Source organism: Pseudoalteromonas sp. B62 (genome assembly GCF_037162565.1).
GTDB classification, from domain to species: Bacteria; Pseudomonadota; Gammaproteobacteria; order Enterobacterales; family Alteromonadaceae; genus Pseudoalteromonas; species Pseudoalteromonas fuliginea.
Window position 1 is genome coordinate 1028205 of sequence record NZ_JARLVB010000002.1, and the last position, 12701, is coordinate 1040905.

Annotated in this window: 22 protein-coding genes; 21 read left to right on the forward strand and 1 reads right to left on the reverse strand. The window is 42.8% G+C overall.

What is annotated here, in order from left to right:
* Window positions 1-15 precede the first annotated feature (15 nt).
* Window positions 16-471 carry a helix-turn-helix domain-containing protein gene (locus tag P4S71_RS09140; RefSeq protein ID WP_182757771.1) on the reverse strand — a complete coding sequence of 152 codons (456 nt, stop codon included), beginning with the start codon at window positions 469-471 and terminating at the stop codon, window positions 16-18.
* 138 nt (window positions 472-609) lie between these two features.
* On the opposite strand from P4S71_RS09140, the gene P4S71_RS09145 reads away from it, so the two are divergent.
* From P4S71_RS09145 to P4S71_RS09245, 21 genes are all read left to right on the forward strand, one after another.
* On the forward strand, window positions 610-942 hold the full coding sequence (locus tag P4S71_RS09145) for a helix-turn-helix domain-containing protein (RefSeq protein ID WP_182757770.1): 333 nt from the start codon (window positions 610-612) through the stop codon (window positions 940-942).
* Window positions 943-1018: 76 nt separating this feature from the next.
* Window positions 1019-1441: a hypothetical protein gene (locus P4S71_RS09150; protein ID WP_182757769.1), complete on the forward strand. Its 423-nt coding sequence runs from the start codon at window positions 1019-1021 to the stop codon at window positions 1439-1441.
* Between the two features lie 15 nt (window positions 1442-1456).
* On the forward strand, window positions 1457-1579 hold the full coding sequence (locus P4S71_RS09155; protein WP_259399205.1) for a hypothetical protein: 123 nt from the start codon (window positions 1457-1459) through the stop codon (window positions 1577-1579).
* Window positions 1576-1821, forward strand: a complete 246-nt coding sequence (locus P4S71_RS09160) for a hypothetical protein (RefSeq protein WP_337150529.1) — start codon at window positions 1576-1578, stop codon at window positions 1819-1821. Before P4S71_RS09155 ends, P4S71_RS09160 begins: the two co-directional genes overlap by 4 nt.
* Window positions 1818-2126 (forward strand): MarR family transcriptional regulator, encoded by a 309-nt coding sequence (locus tag P4S71_RS09165; RefSeq protein WP_337150530.1) that lies wholly within the window; start codon window positions 1818-1820, stop codon window positions 2124-2126. Before P4S71_RS09160 ends, P4S71_RS09165 begins: the two co-directional genes overlap by 4 nt.
* Window positions 2123-3046, forward strand: coding sequence for a hypothetical protein (locus tag P4S71_RS09170; protein ID WP_337150531.1), 924 nt, complete (start codon window positions 2123-2125; stop codon window positions 3044-3046). The genes P4S71_RS09165 and P4S71_RS09170 overlap by 4 nt, the downstream gene beginning before the upstream one ends.
* A gap of 5 nt (window positions 3047-3051) precedes the next feature.
* Entirely contained in the window at window positions 3052-4809 is a 1758-nt protein-coding gene (locus P4S71_RS09175) for a hypothetical protein (protein ID WP_337150532.1), read from the forward strand.
* 11 nt (window positions 4810-4820) lie between these two features.
* Window positions 4821-5054, forward strand: a complete 234-nt coding sequence (locus P4S71_RS09180) for a hypothetical protein (protein ID WP_337150533.1) — start codon at window positions 4821-4823, stop codon at window positions 5052-5054.
* Complete coding sequence (locus P4S71_RS09185) at window positions 5051-6334, forward strand: ExeA family protein (protein ID WP_337150534.1); 1284 nt, start codon at window positions 5051-5053, stop codon at window positions 6332-6334. The genes P4S71_RS09180 and P4S71_RS09185 overlap by 4 nt, the downstream gene beginning before the upstream one ends.
* Before the next feature lie 2 nt (window positions 6335-6336).
* Window positions 6337-6525: a DUF2786 domain-containing protein gene (locus P4S71_RS09190; RefSeq protein WP_337150535.1), complete on the forward strand. Its 189-nt coding sequence runs from the start codon at window positions 6337-6339 to the stop codon at window positions 6523-6525.
* A complete protein-coding gene (locus P4S71_RS09195; protein WP_337150536.1) occupies window positions 6525-7022 on the forward strand; it encodes a DUF7168 domain-containing protein in 498 nt (165 codons plus the stop codon). The genes P4S71_RS09190 and P4S71_RS09195 overlap by 1 nt, the downstream gene beginning before the upstream one ends.
* A 1-nt stretch (window position 7023) precedes the next feature.
* Window positions 7024-7257: a hypothetical protein gene (locus P4S71_RS09200; protein ID WP_337150537.1), complete on the forward strand. Its 234-nt coding sequence runs from the start codon at window positions 7024-7026 to the stop codon at window positions 7255-7257.
* 10 nt (window positions 7258-7267) lie between these two features.
* On the forward strand, window positions 7268-7480 hold the full coding sequence (locus P4S71_RS09205; RefSeq protein ID WP_145236346.1) for a hypothetical protein: 213 nt from the start codon (window positions 7268-7270) through the stop codon (window positions 7478-7480).
* Window positions 7473-8027, forward strand: a complete 555-nt coding sequence (locus tag P4S71_RS09210; protein WP_337150538.1) for a host-nuclease inhibitor Gam family protein — start codon at window positions 7473-7475, stop codon at window positions 8025-8027. Before P4S71_RS09205 ends, P4S71_RS09210 begins: the two co-directional genes overlap by 8 nt.
* Complete coding sequence (locus P4S71_RS09215; RefSeq protein WP_337150539.1) at window positions 8024-8203, forward strand: hypothetical protein; 180 nt, start codon at window positions 8024-8026, stop codon at window positions 8201-8203. The genes P4S71_RS09210 and P4S71_RS09215 overlap by 4 nt, the downstream gene beginning before the upstream one ends.
* A gap of 35 nt (window positions 8204-8238) precedes the next feature.
* The gene (locus tag P4S71_RS09220) at window positions 8239-8922 is read left to right on the forward strand and encodes a phage protein GemA/Gp16 family protein (protein WP_337150540.1); all 684 of its coding nucleotides are present in this window, start codon (window positions 8239-8241) and stop codon (window positions 8920-8922) included.
* Window positions 8906-9400 (forward strand): hypothetical protein, encoded by a 495-nt coding sequence (locus P4S71_RS09225; RefSeq protein WP_337150541.1) that lies wholly within the window; start codon window positions 8906-8908, stop codon window positions 9398-9400. The genes P4S71_RS09220 and P4S71_RS09225 overlap by 17 nt, the downstream gene beginning before the upstream one ends.
* A 2-nt stretch (window positions 9401-9402) precedes the next feature.
* Entirely contained in the window at window positions 9403-9741 is a 339-nt protein-coding gene (locus tag P4S71_RS09230; RefSeq protein WP_182761594.1) for a Mor transcription activator family protein, read from the forward strand.
* A gap of 115 nt (window positions 9742-9856) precedes the next feature.
* Window positions 9857-10219 (forward strand): hypothetical protein, encoded by a 363-nt coding sequence (locus P4S71_RS09235; RefSeq protein ID WP_337150542.1) that lies wholly within the window; start codon window positions 9857-9859, stop codon window positions 10217-10219.
* An 8-nt stretch (window positions 10220-10227) separates the two neighbouring features.
* Window positions 10228-11007: a hypothetical protein gene (locus P4S71_RS09240; protein WP_337150543.1), complete on the forward strand. Its 780-nt coding sequence runs from the start codon at window positions 10228-10230 to the stop codon at window positions 11005-11007.
* Window positions 11008-11750: 743 nt separating this feature from the next.
* Window positions 11751-12683: a hypothetical protein gene (locus P4S71_RS09245; protein ID WP_096792183.1), complete on the forward strand. Its 933-nt coding sequence runs from the start codon at window positions 11751-11753 to the stop codon at window positions 12681-12683.
* Window positions 12684-12701 lie beyond the last annotated feature (18 nt).

Consider the following 12701-nt stretch of genomic DNA (forward strand, 5'->3'; position numbering starts at 1 on the left):
TCGGTATAACTCCATTTATGCCAACGTTAGCGCCCCCTTTGCCATCATTTCAACAATCGGTTCGCAAAAATCATTTTCAAAGCAGGCATTTACTAATACGGGCCTTAATTTGTTAGCCACTATTAATAATCTATCCGCTGGCAAGTCTTTACTATACAGCTCCTTTTCAAGTATACGCTCGACCATTTCTAATGCTCTTAGCGCTGCATCACTTGATGGGGCTGCGGCTTTTTGGGTAATTGATCCCGAGCCTTTACCAGTAAAAATTTCATTCAAGTCATAACCTTTAGCTACGTAATACTCAACGATATTGCCATAAGGCAGAGTGTTTTTTGCTTTACTCTGCGCAATTGCGTTTATAGACATACCTAACTCAACCGACAATTGTCGATTGCTAGTTGTTCCTATCTTTCTTTTTAGCCTTTCAATAACGGCTTCGGTATCAATTAAATCTACCTTATCGAACACCATAATGTTTAGTCAACCATTTTTTAGTAATAACAATTTTTAAAATGTTTTATTGACAATCATTTTATTGTTCGGTTAAATTAGATTGCACACTAATTACGAACAATATTTTTTTCACCAACTATAAAAGGTTACATAATTATGGTTAAAAAAGCTATCAGTCATGAACAAATCAGAGATGCATTGAAGCAAAAGGACATCAACTTTTCGGATATTGCTGCTGCGCTGAAAGTTACCTCTAGTCACATATCTAGAGTTTCAAGACGAGAAACCTATTCAAAACCCGTTGCAGTGGCAATTTGTCAGTGCCTTGGTCTTCCACTGGAAGAAGTATTTGGTGATGTAGAACCGTATTTCTCTCCTAATAAAAGAGGTCCTAAGGATCGTACCCAAAGGACCAATCAGATCGTTACCGCGTTACGGAAAGGACAGCCCATCCCTCCTGCACATAACTCATTATCGGTCGCCAGCTAAAAAAGAACAGGGAAAGGTTTAGGTAATTTCTACCACCAAAATTACTTTATTTTTAAAACACAGAGGAAATACAAAGATGAACAACAACAGCATATTAAACGCCGAAGAAGCCCCAAATTGTGATGTACGTTATTTATACCTAGCAGCACTTAACAAAGCCATTCACGACTCTGGCTATTCACGCCCCCGTATAGCTGATCGCATGAACGATGCACTCGCAGGCGATGCAGTTATTAACGCAGGCAAGCTTAATAAATGGTTAGCGCCAAGCTCAGACCAATCAATGCCAATGGAGTACTTAGCCGCTTTTTGTTGGGCGGTGGGCAGTATCAATATAGTAAACGAATTATTAAAGCCAATTTTACACCGCTGCTTTGACGAACGCGGCCAAATGTTAGAGCAAGCAGCGCGTTTTCAACTTGAAGCCCAAGAGCTACAAAACAAAGCCCAATCACTCCTTACCCAAGCCAAAGCTGATCACCCTTCAGCGGTTAACTAACCAAGAGCAAAAGCCATGAACACTGCCCCTATCAAAGACCAAGAACCGTCTAAATTTCGCCCAAGTAGCACTAAAACGGTGTTTTTGATGACTATGGCGCAGCTTAAAGCAATGGCTAACAAGGAATACAAAGCATGAAATTACTAACTCAAAAAATCACTATAGCGCAGCTCAAGGTTGAATCACCAAAAATCACTCTACAGTGCAACTGCTGCAAACGTGTAGAGCACGGCACCATACCAGTCGAAGCATTTATTGATGCAGCCAGTTATATGGGCTGGCGACAAGTTACTACCAGCCACATTGAAATAGAGGCCGCATGCCCTAGCTGCGTTAAAGAACTGCGCGAGTTCTACCAAAGCAAGCAGGTTTCAGCATGAGCGATCAATATATCTCAAGCACCATGCAGCGCGGCCTAAGCGCCATTAAAGCGCTCAGCGGTTATGAAGCCGATGGCCTACGCCCTGGCGAATTAGCCAAGCGTTTAAACATCACCCAATCACAGGCAACGGCAGTTATTAAAAACCTGATCCAAGCAGGCTTTGCCGAGCACTGCCCATGGGATCAAAACAAAGTGCGCTTAGGGCCAGCCCTAATCACCTTAGCCAACAGCGCCCAGTTGGCGATTACCCAGCGCAGCCAGCAACTAGAACAAGACCGTAGAAATTATGGAGCAATCGTATGAGCAACGAACTAACAGCACAAGAACAACAGATCACTGTTGAAACCACCAAAATACTTGCATCAAAACAAGATGCTTTAATGCAACTTGGGCAAATTCAAGCATTCAACTTTATCGGAAAACTGGTAACGGTTTCCGAATTAAAGATTTTACAACAGGTTAAAGAATCCAAGAATTACAAAGGGTTAACCTATACTGACGAAACTGGAAAACTGGAAACTGTTTCCACTTGGGAGCAATGTTGCGAAAAGGTTTTAGGGTTTAGCCGAAAAAGTGTAGACGAACGGCTGTTAAACCTTTGTCAGTTTGGTGAAGAGTTCTTTGAGCAAGCCCATTCAATGCGCTTAGGCTACCGAGATTTAAAAGCTTTGCGCCAATTACCTACTGATGCGCAAGCATTGATCATTGAGTCTGAGGCAGTAGAAACAGGCGATAAAGAAGCTGTTAAAGAGCTAATTGAAGACCTAAAAGCTCAGCACAAAAAAGAGCTTGATACCGAAAAGAAAAAAGCTAAAGAGATTGACGACCAACGCCAAGTAGCCGTTCGTATGCGGGACGAATACCAAATGAAAGCCATGGACTACCAATCGGAGCTTGAAAGCACCAAGTTTAAAGCCGATGCCTGGGTAGACCAAACCAAGCACCTACTGTTTGAAGCTACCAAGTACGAAAGCAACGCCGTTGAATCGCTAAGCCGCTTAATAGCACTGCGTGAGCATTTTTTAGATGACGGTAACTTATCACCCCAAGTAACCGAGTACTTAGCAGCAGGCTTACTACATAGCTTTAAAACCCTCGCTGAAGACTTTGCCCAAGCATGGCTTGAAACATCAAACATTCTTGAGGGTTACTTACCAAAAATGCGCCCCAGCCTTGACGTACTGCAAGAGCTTAACGACAGCGCCATGAGCAACGAGGAGTAAGCATCATGGCTGACGAAATTTTACTTGGTTTTAAGCAGCGTATCGAAAACGCCAAACATGGCGAAAAAGGCACTATTTTAGCTGAAGCTAAACAGCTACTTGGGCTAAGTAAAGATGCGTTTTACCGCGAGTTAGCCAAACTAGGTTACAGCAGTGGCCGTAAACCGCGAGCTGACAAAGGTAACAGCAGCCAAGACCCTGAAAGCCTAGATAAGCTTAAAGCCATGCTGGCTGTGGGTAATCGTAAAAACGGTAAGCAAATTGTTGAAACGCCCAATGCCGTAAGCATATTAGCGGCTAATGGCTGTGAGTTTAAAAGTAACAGCACGGTTAGGCGTTTACTACGTGAGCAAAACGCTACCGCAAAAATGCTTACCCAAAGTACTGCACATGTGCAGCTGCGTAGCCTTTACCCCAACCATGTGCATCAGGTTGACCCAAGCTTGTGCTTAATTTACTACCCGCCAGGCGGTAAAAAAGGCCGTGTGCAACGCTTTATGAGCGATGACGAGTTTTACAAAAACAAGCCTGAAAACCTTGAAAAGATAAAAAACCTGCGCGTATGGCGCTATGTATTAACTGATCATTATTCAGGTGCGGTACGTGTGCGCTATTACGAAAGCGCCGGTGAAACCATGGCAAACCTGTATGACTTTTTACTGTGGTGCTGGGGTTTGCACAACGATGAAAAGTGCCCAGTACGTGGCCTGCCTGACATTTTAGTAATGGATAAAGGTTCAGCCAATACAGCGGGGGCAGTTCTTCGCGCCCTGGATGCATTAAGCGTTGATGTGATTGATCACGAAGTGGGCCGCGCACGCGCTAAAGGCCAAGTAGAAAACGCCAACAACTTAGTTGAAAAACTGTTTGAGTCGCGGTTGATGTTTGAGCCAGTAAACAGCGTTGCAGAGCTAAACGAGCATGCTATTGCATGGCAGAACGCCTACAACGCAGATCAAATACCGCATTACTCAGCCAAACATAGCCGCCACGGTAAAGGCCGTTATGAGTTTTGGATGAAACGCATGGCGCACGGCAAAGTACGCGACCTACCAAGCGAAGATATTTGCCGCTGGTTACTTACCCATAAAGAAGAAACCCGCATGGTTAGGCCTGACCTGTCGATCACGTTTGTTCACCCGGGCGTTAAACGCAGCCAAAAGTATGCGCTTGATGGCCTTGTTGGCATTTACAAAGGCTTAAAAGTGTTAGTGCTGCCTATGGCGTTATCAGAACGTGGCGAAGTACTGGTGTACTGCAAGCACCAAGGCGAGCAGCAAATACATACCGTGGCCCCCATTGAAACCGACGAAGCAGGCTTTGATGTAAACGGCGCAGTGATTGGCCAACAAATGAAAGCCCCTAAAGATACCTCGTTAGATATTGCCCGTAAGCAAGCCGAGCGTGGTGCTTATCCAGGCATGAGCGATGAAGAAATTGTAAAAGCTAAGCGCGGTAAAAAAGCAGTGCCGTTTGGTGGTGCGCTAGATGCACACAGCCACTTAAACGAGCTGCAAACACCTGACTTTATGCGTGTTCGTGGTGAGCAAGTTGATACCGGCTTACAGCAACCAACAAACACTTTAGCCGGCGTTGCACTGCGTAAAGCCATTGTGGCAAAGCGCGGCACACCTATTACCCCTGAAGAAAAAATCTACCTTGCTGATCGCAGTATCGATGCAAGCCAATTACCTAGCTTACTTGACGAGCTAGCAACCTTTGACAAACCAAACCACTTAAACGTGGTTAATTTTACCCGTTAGGAGATACCACCATGGGAAACAGTAAAAAGCACCAACTACGCAAAGCCGAACATGCACCGTTTAACGTTGTGTCTGGCCGTACTCGCACCGTGTATATGGTGCATGTGAAGTTGGTTGATTCAAAACGCTGGACGGAACTAGCCGACGAAAAAGGCCGGTACATTTTTAATGACGAGCAAGAACGCGATGAGTTTTTTAACCGCGTGCTAGCCGCCTATCCAACGCAATACAGGAAGGTGGCATGAGCGAACCCAACGAGCATAAAAAGAAGTTAAGCCGAAAGACCTGGAAGATAAAGCTAGGCCGCATGATGGCTAACCGTGGCATTACTTATAAGCAGTTAGCCCAGTGGTTAGATCACAATGCAAACGTTAAAACCAGCGAGGCCACGCTTAACAAAATAGTCACTAAATCTGACTGGCCTAAACGTGCGTTTTCGCGTGATGCAATCAAAAGAGCCTTAGAACAATTTGCCATTGAAAACGGGTTAATTGTTGAAAGCAATGTTTACCAAATATTTTTGGATGATCCACATAACAACGCTGTAACCACGGGTAGCCAGTGGAAACATGCACATAAAACCAAGCGCCTGATCATTGGTCACGAAGACTCAATTAACGGGCACATAGTCATTGAATTACCGGAGGCACAAATGCTTACACCAAGAGCAAGACAACACTTTAAAATTTATAACGACCCATGGGATAACGAGATTTATAGCATTGACCATGTGTATTTAGGCACTCAGCAACGTTACATGATTGAGTCAATTATCAACTGTGCAAAGGTAGGTACCTTAATGGCACTGGTGGGTGAATGCGGCAGCGGCAAAACGGTAATGATGAACTTTACCATTGAAGAAATACGCGCTAAGCACCCTAATATTCGGGTTATTCGCCCTGCCCGAATTGATAAAAAGAAAATTGGTTCAAGCTCGATTAGTGAGGCTATTTGTCGTGAGCTGAACATTTCTAAGCTGCCACGTAGTAGCGAAGACCGTGATTCGATTATACGTGATGAACTTACCCGCAGCTGTAACGCTGGCAACCGCCATATTTTACTTATTGACGAAGGCCACCGCCTAGACGAAGAAACCATTAAGCAATTAAAGGTGCTGTGGGAGCTAAGCGAAGGGTTCACTAAGTTAATTGGTATTTGCATTATCGGCCAAACCGAGCTGGACAAAGTTTTAAGCTCAATGAACGTGCGCGAATTTGCATACCGCGTAAATAAGCTAAATGTGCCGCCCCTTGGTACTGAGCTTAAAGATTACATTGATCACAAACTCAAAGCCGCCAACTTGGTACCTGAGAAAGTGATTGAACCCGCCGCTATTGAAAAAATGCAGCAAGCGCTGCGTGGTATTCGCAAGTTTGGCCGCACCACTGGCCGCCCTGATGAAACCGTTGATATGAGTTACCCACTCAACGTAAACACGCTGATGAAAAACCTGATGAACGAAGCAGCCGACCTAGGCGAAGACCGCATTACGGCAGAACTTGCCGAAGAATACGTGAGGGTTTAGCTATGGATGCCCGCATTCTTAAAAAAATTCGTCAGTGTTTAGCGCTTGCCAAGCAGGCAACCAACGAACACGAAGCAGCTGCTGCGATGCGCCAAGCGCAAAACCTAATGCGCAAACATAAGGTAAGCGAAAGCGACATTGATTTTAGCTATGTACAGCATGAACGTGTTGAAACGGATTGCAAAAAGTAGTGAGTTATCACGCAGCTTTATTGCATTTGATCAAACGGGTATTTGGTGTGCGCTTTGTGATGTCGTCCAGTTTGTTTAGTAATTCAGAAGTCGCCTTTATTGGTATTAACCCACAACCAGAACTTGCTAAATATTGCTACGAAGTGCTCTGGAGCAAGCTAAAACAAACTCGCCAAGAGTATGTAAAGCAGCAACCTAAGCAGTGCAAGCGTGCAACTAAAGTAGCCCGTGGCGATCGCTTTGCTGAGGGCTGGGTGTTTGGTATTGCTCGCACGGTTGAAGAGTTCGCCCTTAGCGAAAAAGAAACCAGCATTATTGAACGCTACATGGCGCAAGAGTTCCCCGACCTGAGTAGCAGCTCACCGTTAAAGCGAGGCAAAAAAGCGAACACCAGCCGCGCAATTCTTGACGGTATTAAGGCAGGTAAAAAAGAGTGCTTGCATCGCCCTGTGCATGGCCAAGAGCAAACCAAACTTCAACATAAACCAGGAGCCTAACATGGCCTTTTTATCAATTACTGATTTTGACAAGGCACTTTTGAGCCAGTTAAAAACAAAAAAAGAACGCGCTAAGTACCTACTGCAATTTGAGATAACGACGCGCATTACCATCGAGAACCTAACACCTAAAGCACAAGCGGTAATAGCTGATATTGGTTTGCCATTTAGTGGTAATAACGAAGCCGATGTGATCACCGCTGCCCGTGCTTGGTTACAAGAAAAAGCAGCGTAAGGAATAAACCATGAACAGTGCAACAGCCCAAATTAGCACTACCCGATTAACCCAAAATACCGCGCCATCAATTTATACCATTGCACAATTAACTGAGCTGGTTAATGGCGAAATTTTAGCGGGACGTAAAGACGATGCACTAAGTACTTTAGCGCAACTGCAAGACGCAACCCACAAACTTGAAACTCAAATCCACAATATGAAGGATAAACGCCATGGCTAAACCAACAAACCGCCGCGTAAAATCAGACGATATGCTGTCTGTAAGCAGCTCAGATGAATTAGAACAAACCATATTCCGCATTGGCCAACTGCAAACAATGCTAGACATAGCGACTGCACAAACCAATCAGGCGATTGAAGATGCCAAGACATCGTTAAAAGAACAAGCCACGGCAATCAATAACGAAATTAAGGTATTGAGTAAATCGGCTCAAATATTCTTTAGCGCCAACCAGCAAGACATTGTGCCTGCGGGTAAAAAGTCGCGCATTTATACAGTAGGTGAAATTGGCACCCGCACACCACCGCTATCTGTCACAGTGAAGAACGGCCAAGATGTGATCGACGCGTTAGCAAAGCTACAAGAGCAATTAAAACTGACTGATTTGCTTAGCGTTAAAACATCTGTGAATAAAACAGGCCTCATTAAACACCGTGAACAAGTTAAAGATATTGCTGGCATTACCTTTAATCAAAAAGAGCAATTTTTTATTAAACCGGTGCATGTGCCTGTTGATCACTTAAGTGATGTGGAGAAGTCAGCATGAGAGCCACAACCTACAACGTACGTGTAGATGGTTGTTGCATGCTTACAACGCCATCATACAAAAAAGCGTTCAAGAGCTTTAACAAAGCCAAAGTTAATAACGCCAATGCCAAGGTTGCTTTTGTTAAAGAAGAAACCTTGGCCGTTCATCAACCTAGTGTAGCCATCACCGCTTAACGATATGCCGCCTACTGGCGGCTTTGGAGTAACCAATGAAAAAGTTAATTCAGCTTATCCAAATCGCTAAACGTGATCTCAATATGGACGATGATGTTTACCGTGCAAACCTTAAAGCCTGGGCGGGTATCGACAGCACCACTAAGATGGATAAAAAGCAGCTCGATAAAGTAATTAAAGGCATGGAAAAGCTCGGTTTTAAAAAGAAAAAGCCGGTAAAACGTAAGATTGATCAAGCCTTACTTGATAAAGAACCCAGGCTTAAAAAGCTAGGCCAAGTATGGACCATGATGAAAGCGCATAAGCTGCTTGAAAACGGCAGTTATATTGCTCTTGAAAAGTGGTGTGTAAAGCAATCAAAAAGTCTAAACGATGGCAAAGAAATTGAACGTTTAGACTGGATGGCCCCCATATCAAATGAGTTAATTGAACGTTTAAAGCGCTACCATTTACGCTTAATGAAACAAGCGATGACGGTAAAAATTGCCGCTGTTTTGCGCTACTACAAAGACCTTGATATGGAATCACTAGACGACTCAACAGAAATGTTTGCCGTTCAAACCAAGTTGCAAGCAAGCCGTTTAAATATTCCCGTTAATATGCAACGTGCGCGGTACCTTACAATTTTACAAGCCTTTGAAGACTGCAACGAGTTTATTAAGCGCTTTGGTATTTCTGTGGATCAAGCTAAGGAGGCAGGCAATGCAAAAACTAGCTAAATGCCCTCATTGCCGAGGTTTATTAGATATATCAGCGATTGCACACAACAAAGCCTCTGACGAACTGCTGTGCATTTACACTGCGCTGCCTGGTCACGCCAGTGCGGCACTAGCTGATTATGTTCAATTGTTCACGCCTGACAAATCAGACCTATCACACGCGCGCCAATTAAAGTTAAGCCAGGACATAATAGAGCTAACTAAACAGCACGATTTAGCAGTATTTACCCAAGCGCTAACCATTACCGTTGCCAGCATTCGTGACCACTGGGAGCGCAACGGTTATCGTCGCATGGGTGATGATCACGCTTACTTACAAAAGGTGCTAGAAACCGAGGAACAAAAGTTCTTAAACAGCCAAACATCTAAAACGGTTGTCTCTGCTAATCAGGCCATCGAAATGAAAGTCGAACGCCCTGAAACACTGCAAGAGTCAACTAAGAAGTGGCAAGAGAACCTAGCCAAGTATAGGAGCTAGTTATGAGTGGCAAAGCGCAAACAGCTGAAACTCTATTGATATTGCTAGACTCAATTGAGCGTATGCTTTTAGAGAATAAAATTGACGAAGAACAGGCCACTAAATTGGCTACGTTAATTGTTGATGACTTTCGCCACCAATGCGGTGGCATGAGCGTTTATATCCCTAAAGGTGTTGGGCTTGACGCCATACTTAAGCACAACCAAATTTACCAAGATTTTCGAGGTAACAACCACACAGAGCTTGCTAAGAAATACAACCTATCTGAGCAACGCATCTACCAGATTGTTCGCGCTGTACACGCCGCTGAAACCAAGCGAATACAACCCGAGCTATTCTAACCAACCAATTGCCCCGAAAGGGGCTTTTTTATGGCAAAAATTAAGATAACTTTTCCCTGTTGTTTTTTTATTCAGATGGTACATTTATATAAACAGCATTTTACAGGGGAACATCATGAATGCAGAGCTAGTTAAACAATTTTCACTAAACTATATTGAGCTATTCAATAAAACAGAACATGAGTTGCAAGCACAGCTGGAACAAGATCATTTAGCTACTCTAGATAAAATCAAAGCAACTATGCCTTCAAAAGAAGCCTCAGAGTTTATGACCATTCATGATGAAATCGTAAATGATCATATAGCACGACTAAATGCACAAGCCGATATGTATAATGCAAAGGCTAAAGCAATAGAAGCTGATACTTTAAGAATTGAAAATGAAACTGAAGAAAAAGAGCGTGAATATCTACGCATACTTTTTAGCATCGCTATAGTTTTCATATTTGTTTTTTCTGTAATCTATTTCAATAAATAAGGATAATAATGACAACTTTAGGCAAATGTAAGTTGTGCGAACAGCAAAAGGAACTTCAAAAATCACACGCCATAGGTAATGCAGTATTTAAAAAGCTATTCAAAACAATGTCTGGTAAAGGAATTTCCCTCTCTAATGATGATAAACCAATACAATATTCAAGTGACAGCTGGGCAGAACCTCAACTTTGTAAAGAATGCGAGCATTTTCTAAATATTGAGTTTGAAAGATATTCTTTGTCTGTTTTAAGAGGACAAAAAGGCTTTATAAAATCTTCAGGTGGTATCTCCTTCATCAACATTGATCAAAGCAAACTTATAAAATACTTTCTATCTGTTTATTACAGAGCCGCCTTATCTTCTCAAAAAGCATACTCTGGCATTAGGATAATTAAATCACACCACAAACTTTTAAAGGAAGTCTTCAATGATGAGGGCAAGCTACCTAGTTGTGAGTTTCATATACAACTTAGTAGAGTTACTGATATGAGCGACGAGAAAGGTTTTTCTGATGAAGCAATTAAGGAAATTATAAGTGCCCCATTTTGTAGAGTAGATACTGTAAGAAAAGGTTCTATCACTGTCTGTTTTATGTTTGAAGGATTCTTTGTTGAAATATTCGTTACAGGTATGAGGATTAAAGATAGGCATTCGCCAGGCGTATTAAAAAGAAACAAACCTATTTTATTCGTACCTTACATAGATCTGTTCAGCTTAGATGGTGTGATTGATTTGATGGTTGAGAATCTTGATAAATATGAACAAGGGAACCATTTTATAAAAGATTGATTAGTGCAGGAACTAGGCTTTCACTATTTTAAAGACTGTTTAAAATGTTATCCCACTAAATCCCAAGTCATCCCCGCTTATCCCATATTTTTCGCGAATTTTATTATCTAGTTTTCTTAACTTGGATCACAATAAAGTAGCATTTGCTATGTGACTCTCCACCGCTGTGGGCACTACGACATTACCAGGCTTCAAATTGTAGAGACCCGTTACAGCAATGTGACGGGTTTTTTGCTTTCTGAGGTTTAGAAAAAACCTATAGGCTATATAGAACTTGCATACCGAACTCGGTAGTGAAACAAAACAGCTCGAAGGCGAGACCCACTGAAGGCCGCCCTGACACAAAGATAGTGTAGCATTTCACTGTGACTTTCTACCGCTGTGGGCACTACGACATCCTACTGCGTAGCGCACCGACCTCAAATTGTAGAGAGCCCGACTAGAAATAGTCGGGCTTTTTTACGTCTGCAGAAAAGTGAAATACGCGCAATTAACACACGCTCACAGCAACATCCATCTCGTAGGTCGGGCGAGCGCGACTCCCAACGTAAAAGCACTGAAAGTACCCTTATAAAGCTTCTACTTCAATTCTAACCTTGGCGATACAACTCAATATCTTCACTAAATCACAGTCGGATTTAAAAGCTAGCTACTTCTTCTCACTTTGTTGCAATTTCATTCTTGGTTTAATAAGTGACCTGTGTAAAACTAGCTGCGTTAATTTAGTAAATCAGGTGACATGAATGTCGAATATTAAAGCTTGGAAACTTATAAGCCTGTTTTGTTTGTTCGCAGTGCTTATGGGTTGTCAATCTAAAGAAGAGCAGCTGCAACAAACAATTCAAGAGTCTATTAAAAAGGCAGATACGGAGCTGTCTCAGCTTGGTACTGCACTCGATAATGGGAATGTGCGCAATGCTATATTACTTAAAGAATATGGCGAGCTCCTTAAAAAACAACAACCAGAGCTTACAAAAGTTGTTGATGTAATTACCCTTGATGCAACGCGCCAAGGTGCACTTTATAGTGGTTTAACACAGCGACTTAAAGATATTAAAGGAACTTACTTAATTCCTCCTTACGAAGATACGTTGCATAGCATTGATTTGTTGCGTGATGCGTCTAAACCTACGCTATTTTCCGATGCGCTAACCGATCCTATTAATATGCTAGCTGATATGTCCAAAGGCACTTTAGCGCGTGTAGGCGCAATTAGTAAGCAAGCTGAAGGTGAGGGTGTTGGTAACCAAATGGTAGGTAACCCTAACTATGGTAACTGGCAATCAAATAGTAACGGTATTAGCTTTTGGCAATGGTACGGGATGTACCGTATTTTAGGTGATGTATTTGATCGTGTTGAATATGGAAGCTGGAGTAAGCGCCGAAAGTATAGTTATTACAATGACTATGGCCGTTCGCGTTATTCAAGCCCTAAACAAATTAAAACCCAAAGCGCGCTAGAAACACGCACGCGCCAAACATACCAACGCCAAGGTAAGCAGTTTACAAGCCCTTATGCGAGTAAAAAAACAGGTGCATCCGGTTTAAGCCGTAGTAGTTATACGCCACCAAAAAGCCGCAGTAGTTATTCTCGTTCTAGCAGTTATAGCAATAGCTCAGGAACGGTGCGTGATAGCGGTAGCAGAACCTCTCGTGGCGTGAGCCGTGGTAAGTAAAAGAATAAGTTGGAGTTA

Excerpts from the sequence above, each read along its gene's own strand:
- P4S71_RS09230 (WP_182761594.1), top strand. The coding sequence starts at position 9,403 with ATGAGTGGCAAAGCGCAAACAGCTGAAACTCTATTGATATTGCTAGAC.
- P4S71_RS09205 (WP_145236346.1), top strand. The coding sequence starts at position 7,268 with ATGAACAGTGCAACAGCCCAAATTAGCACTACCCGATTAACCCAAAAT.
- P4S71_RS09155 (WP_259399205.1), top strand. The coding sequence starts at position 1,457 with ATGAACACTGCCCCTATCAAAGACCAAGAACCGTCTAAATTTCGCCCA.
- P4S71_RS09235 (WP_337150542.1), top strand. The coding sequence starts at position 9,857 with ATGAATGCAGAGCTAGTTAAACAATTTTCACTAAACTATATTGAGCTA.
- P4S71_RS09225 (WP_337150541.1), top strand. The coding sequence starts at position 8,906 with ATGCAAAAACTAGCTAAATGCCCTCATTGCCGAGGTTTATTAGATATA.
- P4S71_RS09190 (WP_337150535.1), top strand. The coding sequence starts at position 6,337 with ATGGATGCCCGCATTCTTAAAAAAATTCGTCAGTGTTTAGCGCTTGCC.
- P4S71_RS09240 (WP_337150543.1), top strand. The coding sequence starts at position 10,228 with ATGACAACTTTAGGCAAATGTAAGTTGTGCGAACAGCAAAAGGAACTT.
- P4S71_RS09215 (WP_337150539.1), top strand. The coding sequence starts at position 8,024 with ATGAGAGCCACAACCTACAACGTACGTGTAGATGGTTGTTGCATGCTT.
- P4S71_RS09180 (WP_337150533.1), top strand. The coding sequence starts at position 4,821 with ATGGGAAACAGTAAAAAGCACCAACTACGCAAAGCCGAACATGCACCG.
- P4S71_RS09175 (WP_337150532.1), top strand. The coding sequence starts at position 3,052 with ATGGCTGACGAAATTTTACTTGGTTTTAAGCAGCGTATCGAAAACGCC.
- P4S71_RS09220 (WP_337150540.1), top strand. The coding sequence starts at position 8,239 with ATGAAAAAGTTAATTCAGCTTATCCAAATCGCTAAACGTGATCTCAAT.
- P4S71_RS09165 (WP_337150530.1), top strand. The coding sequence starts at position 1,818 with ATGAGCGATCAATATATCTCAAGCACCATGCAGCGCGGCCTAAGCGCC.
- P4S71_RS09140 (WP_182757771.1), bottom strand. The coding sequence starts at position 471 with ATGGTGTTCGATAAGGTAGATTTAATTGATACCGAAGCCGTTATTGAA.
- P4S71_RS09185 (WP_337150534.1), top strand. The coding sequence starts at position 5,051 with ATGAGCGAACCCAACGAGCATAAAAAGAAGTTAAGCCGAAAGACCTGG.
- P4S71_RS09145 (WP_182757770.1), top strand. The coding sequence starts at position 610 with ATGGTTAAAAAAGCTATCAGTCATGAACAAATCAGAGATGCATTGAAG.
- P4S71_RS09150 (WP_182757769.1), top strand. The coding sequence starts at position 1,019 with ATGAACAACAACAGCATATTAAACGCCGAAGAAGCCCCAAATTGTGAT.
- P4S71_RS09210 (WP_337150538.1), top strand. The coding sequence starts at position 7,473 with ATGGCTAAACCAACAAACCGCCGCGTAAAATCAGACGATATGCTGTCT.
- P4S71_RS09160 (WP_337150529.1), top strand. The coding sequence starts at position 1,576 with ATGAAATTACTAACTCAAAAAATCACTATAGCGCAGCTCAAGGTTGAA.
- P4S71_RS09200 (WP_337150537.1), top strand. The coding sequence starts at position 7,024 with ATGGCCTTTTTATCAATTACTGATTTTGACAAGGCACTTTTGAGCCAG.
- P4S71_RS09170 (WP_337150531.1), top strand. The coding sequence starts at position 2,123 with ATGAGCAACGAACTAACAGCACAAGAACAACAGATCACTGTTGAAACC.
- P4S71_RS09245 (WP_096792183.1), top strand. The coding sequence starts at position 11,751 with ATGTCGAATATTAAAGCTTGGAAACTTATAAGCCTGTTTTGTTTGTTC.